The 16688-nt window shown below is 51.1% G+C and carries 22 protein-coding genes and 1 tRNA gene; 21 read left to right on the top strand and 2 right to left on the bottom strand.

Features of this window, described 5'->3' with window-relative positions:
* The first annotated feature begins 1157 nt into the window (after nucleotides 1-1157).
* The 15 genes from IPH59_10360 (at nucleotide 1158) to IPH59_10290 (ending at nucleotide 10422) form a co-directional block, all read left to right on the top strand.
* Nucleotides 1158-1460 carry a hypothetical protein gene (locus IPH59_10360; protein ID MBK7092103.1) on the top strand — a complete coding sequence of 101 codons (303 nt, stop codon included), beginning with the start codon at nucleotides 1158-1160 and terminating at the stop codon, nucleotides 1458-1460.
* Nucleotides 1461-1846: 386 nt separating this feature from the next.
* The gene (locus IPH59_10355) at nucleotides 1847-2029 is read left to right on the top strand and encodes a hypothetical protein (protein ID MBK7092102.1); all 183 of its coding nucleotides are present in this window, start codon (nucleotides 1847-1849) and stop codon (nucleotides 2027-2029) included.
* 109 nt (nucleotides 2030-2138) lie between these two features.
* Nucleotides 2139-2333 carry a hypothetical protein gene (locus IPH59_10350; GenBank protein MBK7092101.1) on the top strand — a complete coding sequence of 65 codons (195 nt, stop codon included), beginning with the start codon at nucleotides 2139-2141 and terminating at the stop codon, nucleotides 2331-2333.
* Nucleotides 2317-2727: a hypothetical protein gene (locus IPH59_10345; protein ID MBK7092100.1), complete on the top strand. Its 411-nt coding sequence runs from the start codon at nucleotides 2317-2319 to the stop codon at nucleotides 2725-2727. Before IPH59_10350 ends, IPH59_10345 begins: the two co-directional genes overlap by 17 nt.
* Before the next feature lie 100 nt (nucleotides 2728-2827).
* The gene (locus IPH59_10340) at nucleotides 2828-3031 is read left to right on the top strand and encodes a hypothetical protein (GenBank protein ID MBK7092099.1); all 204 of its coding nucleotides are present in this window, start codon (nucleotides 2828-2830) and stop codon (nucleotides 3029-3031) included.
* 57 nt (nucleotides 3032-3088) lie between these two features.
* Nucleotides 3089-3235 (top strand): hypothetical protein, encoded by a 147-nt coding sequence (locus IPH59_10335; protein ID MBK7092098.1) that lies wholly within the window; start codon nucleotides 3089-3091, stop codon nucleotides 3233-3235.
* Between the two features lie 184 nt (nucleotides 3236-3419).
* On the top strand, nucleotides 3420-3830 hold the full coding sequence (locus IPH59_10330; GenBank protein MBK7092097.1) for a hypothetical protein: 411 nt from the start codon (nucleotides 3420-3422) through the stop codon (nucleotides 3828-3830).
* A 91-nt stretch (nucleotides 3831-3921) separates the two neighbouring features.
* Nucleotides 3922-4371 carry a toprim domain-containing protein gene (locus IPH59_10325; GenBank protein MBK7092096.1) on the top strand — a complete coding sequence of 150 codons (450 nt, stop codon included), beginning with the start codon at nucleotides 3922-3924 and terminating at the stop codon, nucleotides 4369-4371.
* A 501-nt stretch (nucleotides 4372-4872) separates the two neighbouring features.
* Nucleotides 4873-5433, top strand: coding sequence for a VWA domain-containing protein (locus IPH59_10320; protein MBK7092095.1), 561 nt, complete (start codon nucleotides 4873-4875; stop codon nucleotides 5431-5433).
* 106 nt (nucleotides 5434-5539) lie between these two features.
* On the top strand, nucleotides 5540-5722 hold the full coding sequence (locus IPH59_10315; protein ID MBK7092094.1) for a hypothetical protein: 183 nt from the start codon (nucleotides 5540-5542) through the stop codon (nucleotides 5720-5722).
* A gap of 274 nt (nucleotides 5723-5996) precedes the next feature.
* Nucleotides 5997-7439 carry a protein phosphatase 2C domain-containing protein gene (locus tag IPH59_10310; GenBank protein ID MBK7092093.1) on the top strand — a complete coding sequence of 481 codons (1443 nt, stop codon included), beginning with the start codon at nucleotides 5997-5999 and terminating at the stop codon, nucleotides 7437-7439.
* Nucleotides 7436-8515 carry a hypothetical protein gene (locus tag IPH59_10305; protein ID MBK7092092.1) on the top strand — a complete coding sequence of 360 codons (1080 nt, stop codon included), beginning with the start codon at nucleotides 7436-7438 and terminating at the stop codon, nucleotides 8513-8515. The genes IPH59_10310 and IPH59_10305 overlap by 4 nt, the downstream gene beginning before the upstream one ends.
* Nucleotides 8516-8770: 255 nt before the next feature.
* A complete protein-coding gene (locus IPH59_10300; protein ID MBK7092091.1) occupies nucleotides 8771-8959 on the top strand; it encodes a helix-turn-helix domain-containing protein in 189 nt (62 codons plus the stop codon).
* A 435-nt stretch (nucleotides 8960-9394) separates the two neighbouring features.
* Nucleotides 9395-9607, top strand: a complete 213-nt coding sequence (locus tag IPH59_10295) for a hypothetical protein (protein ID MBK7092090.1) — start codon at nucleotides 9395-9397, stop codon at nucleotides 9605-9607.
* 23 nt (nucleotides 9608-9630) lie between these two features.
* Nucleotides 9631-10422: a site-specific integrase gene (locus IPH59_10290; GenBank protein ID MBK7092089.1), complete on the top strand. Its 792-nt coding sequence runs from the start codon at nucleotides 9631-9633 to the stop codon at nucleotides 10420-10422.
* Here IPH59_10290 and IPH59_10285 read toward each other — a convergent pair.
* Nucleotides 10401-10477 (bottom strand) — tRNA-Met (locus IPH59_10285). The two genes, IPH59_10290 and IPH59_10285, sit on opposite strands and share 22 nt — an antisense overlap.
* Before the next feature lie 106 nt (nucleotides 10478-10583).
* Between IPH59_10285 and amrB the strand changes: the two genes are divergently transcribed.
* A complete protein-coding gene (amrB, locus tag IPH59_10280) occupies nucleotides 10584-11432 on the top strand; it encodes an AmmeMemoRadiSam system protein B (protein MBK7092088.1) in 849 nt (282 codons plus the stop codon).
* 35 nt (nucleotides 11433-11467) lie between these two features.
* On the opposite strand, the gene IPH59_10275 is transcribed toward amrB, so the two are convergent.
* On the bottom strand, nucleotides 11468-12430 hold the full coding sequence (locus IPH59_10275; GenBank protein MBK7092087.1) for an adenosine kinase: 963 nt from the start codon (nucleotides 12428-12430) through the stop codon (nucleotides 11468-11470).
* Nucleotides 12431-12562: 132 nt separating this feature from the next.
* Between IPH59_10275 and IPH59_10270 the strand changes: the two genes are divergently transcribed.
* The 5 genes from IPH59_10270 to IPH59_10250 all read left to right on the top strand — a co-directional run bounded on the left by IPH59_10270 (nucleotide 12563) and on the right by IPH59_10250 (nucleotide 16668).
* A complete protein-coding gene (locus IPH59_10270) occupies nucleotides 12563-13477 on the top strand; it encodes a DNA-protecting protein DprA (protein ID MBK7092086.1) in 915 nt (304 codons plus the stop codon).
* Nucleotides 13478-13506: 29 nt separating this feature from the next.
* Entirely contained in the window at nucleotides 13507-14130 is a 624-nt protein-coding gene (locus tag IPH59_10265) for a YigZ family protein (protein ID MBK7092085.1), read from the top strand.
* On the top strand, nucleotides 14123-14683 hold the full coding sequence (locus IPH59_10260) for a phosphatase PAP2 family protein (GenBank protein MBK7092084.1): 561 nt from the start codon (nucleotides 14123-14125) through the stop codon (nucleotides 14681-14683). Before IPH59_10265 ends, IPH59_10260 begins: the two co-directional genes overlap by 8 nt.
* Nucleotides 14684-14854: 171 nt before the next feature.
* Nucleotides 14855-15916, top strand: coding sequence for a hypothetical protein (locus tag IPH59_10255; protein ID MBK7092083.1), 1062 nt, complete (start codon nucleotides 14855-14857; stop codon nucleotides 15914-15916).
* Entirely contained in the window at nucleotides 15913-16668 is a 756-nt protein-coding gene (locus IPH59_10250) for an NTP transferase domain-containing protein (GenBank protein ID MBK7092082.1), read from the top strand. Before IPH59_10255 ends, IPH59_10250 begins: the two co-directional genes overlap by 4 nt.
* The last annotated feature ends 20 nt before the right edge of the window (nucleotides 16669-16688 follow it).

Here is a 16688-nt window from a genome sequence, read left to right as displayed (position 1 = left end):
ATCGCTCTGTTCGCCATTGTTTCTGCGGTAAAATACTTTGCCCAGCGCATGCCGGTTGGGACGAACAAACAAAGATCTTCCTCTGCAAAGAATGCATGAAAATCTTGAAACGTCGGCGATTCTGGGGTCATTCTGGGGACTGTTGGCGGCACCTTTTATTGAAAGGAGAAACAATGACTCCTGACGCCGACGGTGCACCACGTTTGCGACTACCAGTCAACGAACTGTTAAGGCGGCGATGTCGCGAAACAGGCTGTGATCGCGACGACAGGGTAGCCATGTGGCTCTGATATACTTGACAAACAATCCGAATGACTCACAGATGCAGGAAGTCGTCATCGGAAGCTCTCGCCAACTGTGAACTTGCGAGACATAGTCTCGCCGGATCCATTTCGCGCCACCAATCCGGTATCGACTGAGGACTTGAAAGGCAACATCGGATTGGGATTCATTCCGCTTCTCTGGCGTGCCGTGGATGACTACGCCCGAAAGGCTGACGACACACGCTTTAGTTACTGGCAGGTCCGGTGGTGGCAAGACCACGTGGATTTTATTAGTCCTTCTGCAATTGCTGAAGCTGGGTTTCAGGGTCAAAATCTTCGATCGGAAGCTCGACTACGCCGCCCTGGTAGCGTTCGACAATTTCGTCTACTGGCAGCTCGATCACTTTACACCAACTGGCTGGCGCCCCGCCAGGCATTTCGTTTCGAGCCTGGATCAACCAGTTTTTCGAGATTTTCGGAAACTACGAGGATATCCGGGTGGCTACTCGCGGTTTGTTGGCAGAGAAGACACTCTGGGTTTATGACAGAATGAGACAGGCCGGCTCAAAGCAGTATCCGACGCTTAAGGACGTTTACCGGGTGATAAAGTCGACACATTATCCGGCTATCTCTCATATGGCTAGATATCAGGAAACTATTATCAATCGCTTAGATGGTCTGTTTGCCGTGTTTAGGGATCACATTTGTTCACATCGGCAGCTTGACTGGAAAGCATACTTGAGGCTGACTGGGCGATCTCGCCTCAATGGAATACCAGCAGACTTTCAAAATCTCTCATCACGGTTGAGATCGCGAAGATCTATCAGTATCGCGTCACACAATTTGCGCAGTCGTTCTCTTGTTGATTTGATAGTTTTTGATGAGGCATCGACGATGTTCAAAAAATTCTACGAAGTACGCGAAGGGACTTATGTATTGACCGATCTGCTGGCCAAAAGCCGCGAATGGGGCATGGGATTCGTGATCGGCACACAGACCCTTTCAGGACTCGCCGACTCCGTTATGGCCAACACCGCCATCAAGATCATGGTGGGCGGCGCGGGACTGCGGGAAGACTACGACGCATTTGCCGGCGCCACCGGAATGACCCCTACAAAAGGAGTTCTTGAAGAGGTTGACAGTTCCCGGCCAGGGTTGTGCCCGGGATCCCCCGCTATCCCTATCCATTTACTTTGAGGTACCGAACGTTGTTGAATAAAATTGACCACCGGCTCTAATCGAGCTATTGTCCAGGGAGCGAAGCAAGCGATTCTACGCTGAAACTAAGCTGCTGCCGGAAGCCGATTCCAATGCTTCTCCTTCTGCCACAGATGAACTTTCCGATCTGGCGGCAGCCAGTCACGAGCCGAATATCTCGGAAGACAATGAGGATAGCTTTCCGCCCAAACGCAAGGGCAGAAAGACCGCATCGCCTTCGGCTGATGACAGAGCAATGAAAGTACTTTACCAAGTTGGGTATCGAGAAACCAAAGTGTCACTCCAAAGGTGGGCGGGGGCTTCTTCACCAGTTTTGCGTCTGGCATGTCAAACGATCGCTAAAGGACACTGGTTACGAGGCAACGGTGGAATACATGCTCCCGAATGGCAAGGCCGTTGACGTCGTCGGCACAAAACAGGGAAAGGTGATCTTTGTTGAAGTCGGACTAAGCGATGCGACGCTCGAGATCATCAACATTGAGAAAGATATGGCAGGTGGCATGTCTCCCAGTTTGATACTAATGGCGGTCAAGGACACTTACCCTTGAAAGAGAAACTTGAAAAACTCATTTTGGGAACCCCGACGGTAATCCTACCGTGACCGAGTGAGAGTTGACTATGTCGGTAAGCTTCCCGGTCAAGAAGTGGAGTTTTTAGATGAAATTGTTAAGACTCGCGCTGATACTCATCATGACAATTGTGGTCTATAATTGGGTCAACGGCAGTGGAGGGCATTTGGCGTTTGCGGATTTGCTTCCGTTTTCGCGAGCAGGTCACTCCTTCAGCTACAACTACAGCGCATTGGCGCTGCTATTCTTGACAGGGTGGTTGATGTATGCAAGACGAAACTGAGCGGGGCCGAGGAGACTATGGAGATGACGGCTGGTTTTACGATGACGACGAGAAGAGCGGTAAAGACGGCAAGCAAGACGATAAGATTACCGGTGGCGAAGCTATCTATGGCGAAATGCTGGACAAGGACGAGCAAGATGAGAACAAAGAGGCCGTCAATCGCGAAACTAACTCCGAAGACGATGCCAATGTCAACAGTGATGCCATTGGCTCCGATGAAGCTCCGGATAACGAATACTCGCAATATGAAGATTTCGCTGACGTCCTAGAAATCGCTGTAGAGTACAACGAGCAAAACATCCGTTATGCGAGTCGTGAGCTTGATGATGTGCGGGCGAAGATCTTCCTCGAGAAGGTCAATATCGATCTGAAGCCGCCAAGAAGGAAATCCTGAAGTTCTCCGATATCGCCACCAGCAGTATGACCGCCTGGAACGAAATGCCCCCGGAACAAGTCAGCACGTGGATTCTTGAGAAAGAGGTTCACGAGCGGGATTGGCTCTGCGTCAACGTCTCCTCCTGAAAGCTGCTGGAATCGACGGCAATCTTATGTCAGGAATCATGGATGACTACGCGCACATACAGGAGGACGCGCTTGACCCGGATGGACGCGAATTGCGTAAGGAGCTGAAAGCGCAGATGAAACTCCTGCGTCAAGACGAGCGCGAGGAACTCCCTTGCCCAGCTTGTACAGAATAAAACCATCAACGATAACCTATACCATTATCTCCGCAACGAGTTTTGTTAGGAGGAATCATGTATCGAATTCGTTGGGATCGCGTGTTGGCATTTGGCGTTCTGCTGTCATTGCCACTTGGGCTTGATTGGTTGCGTGCCCATCTGAGCGTGGGGATTTTGGCGCAGTACCGGTTCTTGGCGAGGCATGCCAGAATCAAGAAATGAAAGGTTTGGTTTTGCTCGCCACACTCTTGGCGGGAGTCTACTTTTTGTCAAAACGTTGCTGCGGGAGTGAAGCTTGAATCAAAGAGAGAGTGAATCACTATTAGCTGCGGACGGCTCCCACTGCTCGGGCAATCAACGAGTGATACCCAAATGTGAGGAGAGCCGATCCGTGAAGGAGAGAACAATGGCTATGTACGACATCGAGGCCGTCAAGCAAGCTGACGTGAATAATATCGTTAAGGTGGCGAAAGATATCGGCCTTGACGTGAAGAACAATCGTGCTCGCTGTTTTTGTCCGCAGAATCATCAGCATGGAGACCGGACGCCTTCGCTTTCGTTCGACCAGCGCAGCAATTCATTTCGCTGTTGGGTTTGCAAGGATGTTCACGGCGATGTCATCGACCTCGTCATGATGGTGCTTGGCTTAAGCTTCCCGGATGCGCTGAAATTTCTTGCCGACCGTGCCGGAATCCAGCCGACAAATCAGCCGGTGCCGAAGAAACAGCGTGTCATCGCCAACACCATGGTCAGCAGGGGGGCATTTCGGAATTTGCAGATGTCTATCAAACGTTTGACGGTTTGCCGTCGGATTTGACAAATCAGGCGCGCGATTGCTCAGTAACCGGGGGATTCCCCAGAGGATCGCGACGCAGTATGGTGCCAAGAGCCTGCGGGAAGTGAGGCGCGTGAGTGAGGCACTGCTTGCGAAATATCCGCTGGAGCAACTTCAGGCGAGCGGACTGTTTGACAGAAATGGCCGGCTCATTTTTAGGCGTCACCGGTTGATTTGGAGATGGCTGAAAAATGGCGCGCCGGTGTTTTTTCAGGGCCGAGCGCTGGATTCGGAAACGAGACCAAAGGAACTGTGCTTGGCGCATCCGATTCCTTATCCGTTCAACATTGACTGCATCGAGTCAAAGCCTGAAGAGGTGTTCATTTGCGAGGGTGTTGTGGATACTTTGACGCTTCTCAAGTATGGGAAGGCGGCGGTGGGGGTCGCAGGTGTTAACGGTTTCAAGGAGAACTGGATTCCCTTGCTTGAAGGCTGTCGGGTAAAAGTCGCGTTTGACGCAGATAACGCTGGCCAATCCAGAGGCACCGAGCTTCGTACAAAGACTCCGAAATCACGGCATTGATGCCCTCCGAGTGTTTTTGCCAGAGTCATATGATGTTAACCAGTATTTTCTGGTGCTGCGTCAGTTCGGAATGTAATGCAAGGAATTGGAATGTTCATCGGTTCTCGAATGCTCGATTCCTGAGCACGCAAACCGGTTAATCGTTCGATTCCGATCCGCTTGAGCTGACTTTGGATGTATTCGCAGCCAAAGTCGAACCAATCAATCAACACTTCAGCTTGAGTTCTTAGACCAAGCAATTCACTAACACGAGGTAAGCAAGATCAATGGCCATGAGTGCCCTCGCGGCACACAACTCTACAAGATCTATAATGTCATCCTCCAATGTCAGAGGATGGAAGAACACAATCACTTGTCAACGAAAGGAACATGATTCCCATGACGAACACTTTCTCATTTCCACAGGCGAACAACTCAATTATGGGTTCGTACCGAAGACCCACCTGTATCTGCAGCAACTCAAAGCAGATCGCGCTTATCGTGCGGGATGCTTCCATATCGATGTCCGGTCAAAAGGCCCAAGGAGGCCAGCAACGCTTGCTGCGAGTTGGTCAGAGAATTGGCGCTGCCGGAAAACAAGGAGGATTCTATGTCGGCGTCGTTGATTTTGCCGAGGACGCCCGCATCGCCAATCCGGTCAATACCGCCGGATATCTCGCCGGCACAATGAGCACTATTTCGGTAAGCAGCTGGACCAACATTACGGCCGGACTTCAGCAGGCCATCAATCTGCTGCAATCCCCGTTGCCGGAACAGGATGTGAACTGCAGCTTTCTGCGACCGGTCGTCATTCTGTTGTCCGATGGCCAGCACAATGTCGGTAATCCGCCTGAATTGGTGGCCTCGCAGTTGAAGGAAATGGCTGACTTGGTCACGATCGCCTTTGGTAGTGATGCTGACGAGGCCTTGCTCTGTCGGCTGGCAACCTCTCCAAAGCATTTCTATCGTTGTCGCGATGGCCGTGAGCTGCGTCAGTTTCTTGCCGCGGTCGGCAAGACGTTGAAAGACACCTTAAAGGCTGGTGTTAACGCCACTGATCCTCTCACTCTAGTCAAAAAGTAGAGGTTCTCAGACGCTTGATATCAGGGGAGGACTTTGCGCCTCCCCTGGCTATAAAACAATAGCGGCGCGCTTTAGGTGGCCGCGAAACTCTCTAATGGAAGTATTTATGATCGCCCAAGTTTCTAAAGAGCAGCTCGACTACATGGTTTCACTCGGCATTCCCGCCGACTGGCTCCTAATGCGGCGGAACCTGATGTTGTGGAAACTCCCATACAACATCATGTCCCCTCTTGTCTACCAGCCGCGAACGGGTTTCGTTCGTTCTGGCAGCGAATTCCCGAGCAATTGATTGGCAATGCTCGGCCATTGCAGTGGGTTAAACGTGCGTTTCGTCTGAGCGAGGTGTAACAATGTTTCAGATATTTCAGATTGAATCTGACAAAGTGACTTCGGTCATTTGTCTCTACTTGGGGTGTTTGGTTGTCCTGTGCGTGTCTTGTGTCGTCTTGTTCAGTTCTATGGCCTCTGCTGGTATTCAGCCAACTCAGGAAGGCTCTTCGCCAGACTCTTGTTCGCCTCAGGGCTCGCAGCTAGAATGCAATGACGCTTCAGCCGGGCCCAAGTTGGCACTCAAACTACGGATACCAACTGAACTGGCATTGCACGGCTCACTTGCCATCAAGTTGAACGAAGTGAAGCGCATCATGCCGGCTTCATTTTTTAAAGATCCAATGGCTAGCGTGGCGGGAAACGTCCAGATGCCAGTGAGCGAGAGACTGATCGATTCGAACGAGAATCGTATGACGACTGCTATGCTAGGTACTCTCGTTTTCATCATGCTGCTGCTGACTACACTGGCTCTTTTCTTTTTTTATTTATTTCGTTCAGGATTAGTTGTCGTTCTTGGCGCAAAGCCCTCACTCGTCAGATCGGCCGTCGACAATGGTTACCGGTGTGCACCAACTGATCGCCTGATGGCATCAGAGTTTGAAAGCTCAGAACCTGAGGCAGATGCTACCGGTAGTGGATTGGATCACTCGATCGTTAGTTCATCTTCTGCCGAGCTTTCCATCGATGCCGATCCCTGCGACTCCGGGGTTGGTGATGCCGAACAACCCTGCTTTCCCGAGAGAGTCCTCAATGAACTCGAGGTAGAGGCAGCGATGGAATCGATTGCCGCTAATCCATCTTTTCCCCGGGAGCCCTGGAGATTGGGCCTTTCGTCCGTAAAAGGGCAAGTGCGAAGCGAACAACAAGATTTCGGCGCCTGCTTCGTCATCAGCGGTTATCAGGTCGTTGTCGTTGCTGACGGACTCGGAGGACTTCCTTTGGGCGGGTTAGCTTCCGATCATGCGGTGAAGGCGGCATCCCTCAAGATCTTTCGTCTCCTTGGCTGTGGTGAGAGTGACGGCGAAGAAGATCTCGAATTGGTTAGCATGATGGCACTGAAAGCAGCAGCGCGTCGTCTCGAGGCGGTGGACCGGAAGCTCACGCTCCAGGATCAAGCGTTGCTTACTACGCTAATTGTTCTCATCGGCGGACAGCACGGAATCGGTTACGCCTATATTGGCGATGGTGGCATTTCTATCTATCGAAGTTCCGGAGAAATCGTGCATCTTCTGAAGCCTCAGAAGGCCGACATCCATAGGCCTAACCTGCTGACTGCTTCACTTGGGCCTACTCCGCATGGTGAACCTATTTCCGGAAAAGCTGAACGTCATCGGGGTGATTTGATCTTTGTTGGTACCGATGGTTTCTTTGATAGACTGGAGGACACGCCGGAAGCCTTTCCCGTCGGCACAAATGAATACATCACCAGAATCGTGCAGGTTGCTCTTGCTCGCGATGGCAACCTGCAAATTGTCACGGAGCAAGTTTTGGATGAGCTGTCGAATTGGGCAGACGATTCTGGGTTCATCTTCGATGATAATTTGACATTGGCGTTGATGGGGGACGGTAGTCGACCAGATTTGCCGGCGGACGAGGAACCGTTAGACCAGGAGCCCGCTGCTGATACTCCAGCACCCGAAGGAAATGCAGTTTCAGAAAAGGAGCTGGAGCTATGATTGAAAACCAATCCATTCTCCAGACAGATTCGGGCCGCAAACTTCGAATAGAAGATCAGATCGGATCCGGGGGACAAGGCATCGTTGCCCAAGCGACAGATCTCGGTTCCGGTAAGACCGGAGTGATCAAGATCTTCAAACCGCAGTTTGACAGGGATGCAGTCGTGCAGCGCATTCGTTTCCTGATTGACTTGAAATTGGGATCGAGGTGTTCAGCACTCGTAGCACCGACTGATTCAATCACGACACCGGACCACGTAGGCCACTATTCGAGCTACATTCCGGGCCACACCCTGTTTGACGAATTTGCAGATCCAAGACTTGATTTCTCTCAAGGACTGCAAGTTGCCTTGTGTTTGGCGCGCTTAGTGGAGGCGGTGCATTCAGCAGGAATTGCTTACGGCGATATTAACCCCGGTAACTTCCTCCTCGTCAAAAAGGGTGATCATTTCGAAGTTTACGCTATCGATCTTGACAACTATGTCGCGACGGGAGCGCCGCCACCATTCATGGTCGGACATCCGGAGTATATGTCACCAGAACTCCGTCAGGGCATGGAGCTGAATCAGTCAGCTTTGCCAACGATTCAGAGCGATCGCTTCGCGTTAGCGGTGGTACTGCATGAACTGCTTTTGCATTGCCACCCTGGTTTGGCAAAGGAGATACGAAAGAAGGTTTTAAACAAGCCATGGCCGACTGGCTCTATGATCCTTCATGCTTCAGCAGAGATAGACCAATCGAAGGGCATTATTCTCCCTACGTATTGGACGCGAACCTTTGTGCTCTCTTTCGTCGAGGCATTTCTCATCACGTGCCAAGAGCGGCCGAGTGCGACTCAGTGGGTAGTGGCCTTGTCCTCGGCGCTTGGACGCATTGATTTGTGTGATGTTTGTGGTTATCCGTCAATCATCGACGCATCGAAGACTGACTGTCCTGTTGATCGCCATGCTTATCCAGCGTTGAAGTTTGTTGTCAGGTCAACGAATAGGACCATTCCCATCTCGAAAGAACCAGTAGCTGTGGGAAGGGATGATCTGGTGGGTCTCCCAACGTCAGTAGGCACCACGCTACAATAAGGCGTTTTGGGCCTGCTGTTTTGCTTGAGTCGGTCGGCCTCAATGGATCATACCGTTGGAATGGCTCATCAGATTGGAAGAGGATTCCAGATGGCCGGCTGGTATTAGTGCGCGAAAACGAGTGGCTCAAATTCGCTGACATTCAAGTCATGGTCACGCGATAGCCATTCTGTGCGACGGGTGTTGAGAAAGCAGATTCGTGAACATGTCGATTCATAAATGAATCTCCTGAGTTGCGAATTCCAGTGAGGGAAAATGGATAACTATTTGGATATCGAGGAGCTGGCTAGACGATTAAGAGTCCCGGTGACATGGATTTATGACCGTACCCGGAAAAGTGGCACGGAGCAGATTCCTCACTACAAGTTCGGCAAGTACGTTAGATTTCTCGAAAAAGAGGTGCTCGAATACCTGAAGACAAAATCCAAAGGCGGCGCCAGATGATCGCGAGTTGGAATTTCGAATCGATGAGAAGAGAAGTGCTCTTGAATTATCCGGCGCAGCAGTATATCTTGAGTTCCAATGAGTGCTTTATCATACACACCGAGCCAGCTGAATTCTGTGAACAACTTTGCGTCACCGATTTTGGTACGGCAATTGCTTGTACCTAGCAGCCTGTCATCCCTTGTCTGGCTACAAGGGAATCGATGTGGTTTCGATAGGCACAACAATGAACTTCAAGACATTAAATCCTATAACTCTGCCAGACTGAAAGGAGGTGAAAAGCAATTGGCAAAAGGAAGCGTTGTAAAGCGCGCTGGATGTTGGTATGCCGTTTATCGGATAAATGGCCGCCAGAAATGGGAATCAGCAGGTCCAAGCAAAAAGAGAGCTGAACGTCTACTCGTTAGGAGGATCACGGAGGGTTATGATGAGGTTGTGGCTGAGCTGAGGAAATCCACGTTCACTGATTTTGCTGCGACATGGCTGCAAGATTACGCTCAGGTAAGTGTCAAGCACTCCACTTACGTCAGCTATGAGGCAATTACTCGGCGTCATCTTCTACCGGCCTTGGGCAAACTCTGGCTTCATCAGATATCTGGTTCCGATATTCAGCGCCTGCTTGCGAGAAAATCAGGCTCGATGGCTTGAGCCCGAAATCGGTGGTTAACATCTTGATTCCATTGAAGGAGATGTTGCAGCACGCCATCGAATGGGGCTACTTGCGCGTCAATCCAGCGGCCTTTGTGAAGCGTCCGCGTGTCGAAATTGAGGAGATGGACTTTCTTCGCCCTGAGGAGATCTGTCTTCTCCTGGAGCATGTGGATTCGCGCTATCAAGCGTTTTTCATGACCGCCGTGCTGACAGGCATGCGTCGTGGCGAACTGCTCGCTCTGAAATGGGGTGATATCGATTGGAATTCATCCCAGATAAGCGTGCGCCGTTCGCTGTATCGTGGTGCCTTTCAAACGCCGAAATCGAATTACTCGTTCCGGCGTATCATGCTGTCGCCGCATTTGTGTCAGACGCTCATGTATCATCGCACTGTCGCCAGTTCCTCAAAGTTGGATTTGGTATTTTGCGATGCAAGTGGTCGTCCGCTCGACCCTGATAATCTTATCAAGCGGCAGTTTCTGACGGCGCTCGAAAGAGCTGGGATCAGGCGAATACGCTTCCATGACCTGAGGCATACCTACGCGTCACTCTTGATCGCGCAGGGAGAGGACATCAAGTTCGTGCAGTCACAGCTGGGACACAGTTCTGCAAAAACCACGCTGGACCGCTATGGACATCTCTTCCCCGGCACGCACAAAGAGGCAGCGCGGAGGTTAGATCAAACAATTTTCGGCAATTCTGTTAGAAGATTGTTAGAAGAACCCGCCAACCAAGACTCCGCAGTCTATGATAAAGCCCCTGAAGGTATTGGGCTTCAAGGGCTTAAGTTTGGTAGCGGGGGTAGGATTTGAACCTACGACCTTCGGGTTATGAGCCCGACGAGCTACCGGACTGCTCCACCCCGCGATCAGGTTCTTCTATATAATAATGATGGAGTGATGTCAAGGCTTTTTCTGGTCAATCGCAATGGCGCGAACTTTGGTGCCGATTCGCGCGATTTAGCTTGCCTCAGATGTCACTTAGTCGTTACCATCTTGCCACTATGGAAGTTAAGCTACAGAAGCCTGAGCTGGTTCGCAGGCCGTGTTTTGCCGGAGAATCATACTCCGCAGACCCGGCGGTGTTGAGCGGAAACATTGACAAGAGAATTGCCGCGACGACCAGACCGACATCAGTAAAGGGCGAGATTGGCGCGATTGTCACATCGTGTACATCAGAGAGCTTGTATCTGGCCGGAGAACTCGGTGCAATTCGTGCACTCAATCATAAGAAATATTCGACTGTGATATTAGTCGCTTCGGCTCAACAGAACTTCTTCGATTACAATTCGGTCTATCTCGGCGGAGCCTACGATACACCCTTGGGGAGAGTTTTTGTGGATTTGCCCGTTGCCGAAAGAATGGCGAATAGCCACCCTCGCGTAGTTTTTGCCGGCACCGGCCACACAGGGGGCAAGGACGCCGAGTATGCGATTGAAATGCTGCTGCCGTTCCTGCAAAGGTTGCTTGGTGACTTTCGCATTGTCCCGATAATCATGGGAAGCGAAGACGAGTCGAATGTTGTTGCAGTCGGCGAGGTACTTTCTGCGGTGGTTGACCCGCAAAGATCATTGATTGTTGGCTGCTCAGAGTTGATGTTCGAGTCCCCTGTCAACACAGGAAAGGTCGATCAGATCGATGATGCTGTCGGCAAGCTGGAGTGGCGTACTCTCTACGATCGCCTCCGTAATGCGCAATTGCCGAGCACGGCTCCATTGGCAGCGATTGCCTATGCAGCAAGGAGATTGAAGATCAAACGAGCGGAAACGCTCTCCGATACGTCGGGCGAAGGAACATCGCTTTCAGTCGTGATGCTTCAGTAGACTGAATCGCGTCCTTTAAATCAAATCCGAAATACTTAGTGAAGGTCTGAAGGGGTCAATCGAGCGCCGACTTTCTCAACGACAGCGGCGGCTACCCTTGCACCGATCATTGAAGATGTCGAAAGATCGAATCCAAGGCTAAGTCCGCGTAAGACACCTGCGGCATACAGATCGCCGGCTCCGGTAGTATCCACAACTTTCGAAATGGCCAAACGTGGTGTCGAGCGAAGACGCCCCTCGTTGGCGATAATTGCGCCCTCTTCGCCGCGAGTGAGGCACAACTGCTTCACCTTCTTGGCTAGCTGTTTTGACGCCATAAGCGGATCTTCATATCCGGTAATCTCACCGGCTTCGCGCTCGTTCAGGAAGAGCACATCAATATAGGTGTCAAGTAAACGCGTGAAGTCATCGCGAAATCTCTCGACTAACCACGGATCGCTGAAGGTAAACGCAATGCGTACATCATTGCGCTTCGCCCACTCCATTGCCTGAATTGCGGCAGCGCGTGCTGGAGGGGAATCCCAAAGATAGCCTTCGACATAGAGATACTGCGACTCTTTTAGCGCATCATGGTGAATGTCGAGATCGCTCAACTGGGTTGATGCGCCGAGATGAGTGAGCATGGAGCGCTCTGCGTCGGGGGATACCAGAGAAATACATGAGCCGGTCGGTTTCGAATCCGGGTTGACGTACAAATCGACACCGGAAGCTTGAAGATTTGCGCCATAAAATTTGCCGAGATCATCATCGCCGACTTTACCTGTAAAACAGCCCTTGCCGCCAAGTAAAGCGAGTCCGACAATTGTGTTGGCTGCCGAACCGCCGCTGCACCGGACGATTTCCCGATGGTCGAGCCCTTCCAGAATCTTCTCGGCAGGTTGGTCGACAAGAGTCATCAAGCCCTTGCGAATACCTTTGTCGATTAAGAACTGGTCGTCGACAAAGGTCAGGAAGTCTACAAGTGCATTGCCAATGGCGTAAACGTCGTATCTTTTCATTAGAAATTGCTCCGTAAAGTTGACTAATAACGCATACAACAGCGTGAAAATCAAGGCGAAAAATGGATTCATCTCCCCTGTCAGCTTGACAGAATGGTCAGAGTAGGCTAAGTTCGAAGGGAAGTTTCCCAGATGTATCCGGTCAACGAAGCGTTATCATGGAGGATTACCATCAGCTATTCCGAACTCGATGTGGCGGTCGTGGCATTGCGAGAATATGGCGGTGTCGGCGCGCGAACATTTCAGCAGTTGATACAGCATTTCGCCACTCCACAAGGTATTTTTGATTCCGAGCCGGGAGAGATTGCCGCTTTACCGCGAATGAGCCCGGAAAAAGAGGAGCAGATTCGTGCCAGCATTCACAATGCCGAATTGATTCGCGACCGTCTCGGAGACTATGCGAATCGGGGAATAAGAGTAACGACGATTTGCGACCCGTTTTTTCCAGAGTCGCTGCTTGAGCAACCTGACCCGCCGCCACTGTTGTACTACCGTGGCAATCTTGACATATGCCGCGACAATTGTGTAGCAATAGTTGGCTCGCATGAAGCCTCAGCAGAGGGGATTGCCGAGAGCGTGCGTCTCGGAGCCGCAATTGGCGCCACGGGAACAGTTGTCGTCTCGGGGTTGGCGCGCGGAATCGACAGCGGAGCGCATATCGGCGTACTAAAGTCCGACGGAAAGACAATAGCCGTTTTGGGATGCGGATTCGATGAGATCTACCCGCCTGAAAACGAACCACTGGCACAGAATATTATCGAGCGTGGGTTGCTGATATCAGAGTATCCGCCAGAAGCGACAGTTGAACCGGGGAAACTTCTGGCACGAAATCGAATCATCGTGGGAATGTCGAAGTCGGTAATTGTTGTAGAGATCACCTCAGGTACCGGCGGAACGGTAAGCGCCATGGCCGAGACCGTGGGACAAGGCAAGTCGCTATTTACCTGCTTCAATCCAAATCTGGAGGGCGCGGCTTCCAACAAGGTTGGCGCAGTCGAACTAAAGAATCCTGATGACTGGAAAATGGTCCTGCGTTACATGGTGTAGTTTGGGACTACCGGCAAAGCAGAAATTTCTTGATAGACTCATTCTTCACCATTGAATCCAAGTTCTCTACAGAGATCAAAGTCGAGCGTTCGCGATTTATCGGCACCGTCGTGCCCACAAAATCTCGCGAGCACGCAGAAAGCGAGTGTGAGTTGATTCGTCGGCAGTATTATGACGCTACTCACAACTGCTTTGCATATCTGGTCGGTTTGGAATCGAAACAGGAATTCCGCTACTCGGATGATGGCGAACCCAGCGGCACTGCGGGTCGACCGATTCATGATGCGATTCTATCCTGTAATGTAACTGACGTATTGGTTGTGGTAACACGCTACTTCGGCGGGGTCAAACTCGGCACTGGCGGATTGGCGAGAGCATACCGTCAATCAGCGGAAGATGTACTCAAGAATTCCAAGGTGGTCGAGAGGCTTATTATGCAGCCGTTCAGGATCAAGTTTACACACGACCTGACTTCCATCGTGATGAAAACTCTTTCCGACTTTGAGTTGAGGACAGACGAAACGAGTTACAGTGACGAGGTTGAATTACTAAGCTCCATTCGCCTATCGCGATTCGAGGAGTTCGTTTCGTCACTGCGAGACCGCTCTCACGGCAAGATTGTGGCGGAGATAACAGGGGCTGCTCATGCTTGATTGGCTCGTCGAGATTGACTCTGCGGTTTTCGTTCTCCTGAACAGCGGCATCGCGAATCCGGTGTTTGATTTTATCATGCCAATCGCGACCAATCACTGGTTTCTTCGCGGCGTGTTTGCTGTAATAGTCTTGGGGCTCTTGATATTCGGGAAAAAGCAAGAACGTATCGCCGCGATTGCGTGTATCGTAACAGTCGCGCTTGCGGATCAACTTTCGGCACAGCTAATCAAACCGCTGGTGGGCCGCATTCGCCCCTGCCACACAATACAGCCGCTTCATTTGCTGGTCAACTGCTCGCAAGGATTGTCGTTTCCTTCGTCGCATGCAGCCAATTCGGTAGCAATGGCCATCTACTTGTCATATCAATATCCCAAGACGATGTGGTATCTGATTGGATTCGCAGCTTTGGTTAGCTTCTCGCGAATTGCTGTTGGAGTACATTATCCCCTTGATGTGTTGGTTGGTGCGATTGTCGGAGCGTTTAGTGGAGCGATCGTCATCCTGACTCAACGCTGGCTTTCGGCTAAATACCCGTCGCTTCGCCGGGCATAGGCCTTCCGCAGAATTCTTGTCCATCAAACTCGGAACGATTTTCCGTCCGAGCTCGTTTCCTCCTCAGATTAGTCATAACCCCTGCCTCTAAGTCGTTGAACCGCAACGCAAATTTAATTATGAAACAGAACGGCACCTGATTTGCACTTGTATGGCGTGACATGGAGGTCAATGGAGCGTTTACTCGGTAATTCATCAACGGCGCAAATGGAGATAACCAAAATACCGCGCCTGTTGCTAGCCCAGCGTTGGCGAATATTCTGGTTCACTACGGCTGTATTCGTTGCTGCCGTTGTTGTGAATTTCAGCAAGCCAAACTACTACACTTCGACCGGCACGCTGTTGCCTACCGGAAACCAAGGAGGCGGCAGTGCTCTTGGATCGCTGGCAAGTGCCATTCCTGCATTGGACTTGATGCGAAGTGATGCCGACCCAACTGCATCGTCACAGCTGTTTCCCGACATTTTGAAATCCGACGTCGTCCGCAGTCGCGTGCTTGCAGCATCATTGTCACACGAGCTTTCAACGCAGTTTGAAGCGACAACCATTGGACAGGTCATTTCGAGTGATCCGATAGAAGCAATGAAGGCACTGACGTCAGCCACGAGGATCAGCAAAGACAAGACTACTGGAATCGTTTCGATTGAATTTGAATGGACCGATGCGAAGTTCGCTCAGTTGGTAGCCTCCGAGTACATCAAGCAATTGGATGCGTTTTGTTCGAGCGAGCGTTTTGCGCGACTTGACGAGAATCGCTCATTCGTGCAGGGGAGATTACTGGAAACTGAATCGCGTCTTAAGTCGGCAGAAGATTCACTGATGCAATACCGCGAACAAAATCGCAATTACTATATGGGCTCTTCGCCGGAGTTGCAGCTTGAACATGAGCGCCTGATCAGAAAGGTCGCCGAAGTCGGGGAGGTTTATTCCCTCCTGGCACAGCAACTGGAAATGGCAACCATCGAAGCCAAGCGCAAGAAACCCGTCGTCGCGGTGCTTGATACTCCCATCATTCCTCAAGAGAAATCAGGACCGCGACGCTTATCAAACATAGTCCAGATAACATTGGCAGCGCTATTGTGTGCATTTGGCGCCGTGATTTTTGGCGATTACATACGCGGATACATGTCGCGAGAGGACTTACAACAAGTGGATAAACTTCGAAGTGATATCAGCTCGCGAGTGGCGACGGTGCGGAACCGGATCACACTTCGCAAGAAGGCACAGGTATGAAGGCAGTAATTCTCGCGGGAGGCGAAGGTACGCGCCTGCGTCCTTACACGACAGTTCTTCCGAAACCGTTGATGCCGGTCGGCAACTTCCCTATCGCTGAGACACTCGTTCGGCAACTGAGGCACTACGGAGTGCATGAGATTACCTTTGCCGTCGGATACTTGCATCAACTGATTGAAGCATACTTTGGTGATGGTTCAAAATGGGGTGTGTCGATAAGTTATCTTCACGAGGACCAGCCCCTTGGCACAGCCGGTCCATTGGCGAAGCTGCCGCAATTCCCCGAGCCGTTAATCGTGCTCAACGGCGACATTCTAACGGATCTTGATTTCGCGGGACTCTACAAAAAGCACCTCGATTCCAATGCCGAGATTACGATTGCCGCTTACAGCAAGCGTGTGAAGATCGATCTTGGAGTTCTCGAAACAGACCGCAATCTGAGACTGTGCGAATACATCGAAAAGCCGGAGTACTCGTTGAAAGTCAGCATGGGTATTTATGTGATTTCGCCAAGTGTTCTTCCCTATATCCCGGCAGAGACACGTTTTGATTTTCCGGACCTAGTTCACAAGCTACTCGACAACGACAAGAAGATTCAGACCTTCCCGTTTGAAGGTATTTGGCTCGACATCGGTCGTAGTGATGACTATGCAGGCGCAACAGAGATGTATGAGCAGAATCTTGCCAGACTTCTTCCGGCAAATGCAGCACACTCAAATGCCGCGATGCAACGGACAGTTAAGTCACCATAACATAGAAGACGAAACCAACG

The organism is bacterium (assembly GCA_016708315.1).
Taxonomy (GTDB): domain Bacteria; phylum Zixibacteria; class MSB-5A5; order CAIYYT01; family CAIYYT01; genus JADJGC01.
The sequence above is the reverse complement of the archived record's forward strand: the minus strand, read 5'-3'. Positions and strand labels throughout refer to the sequence as shown.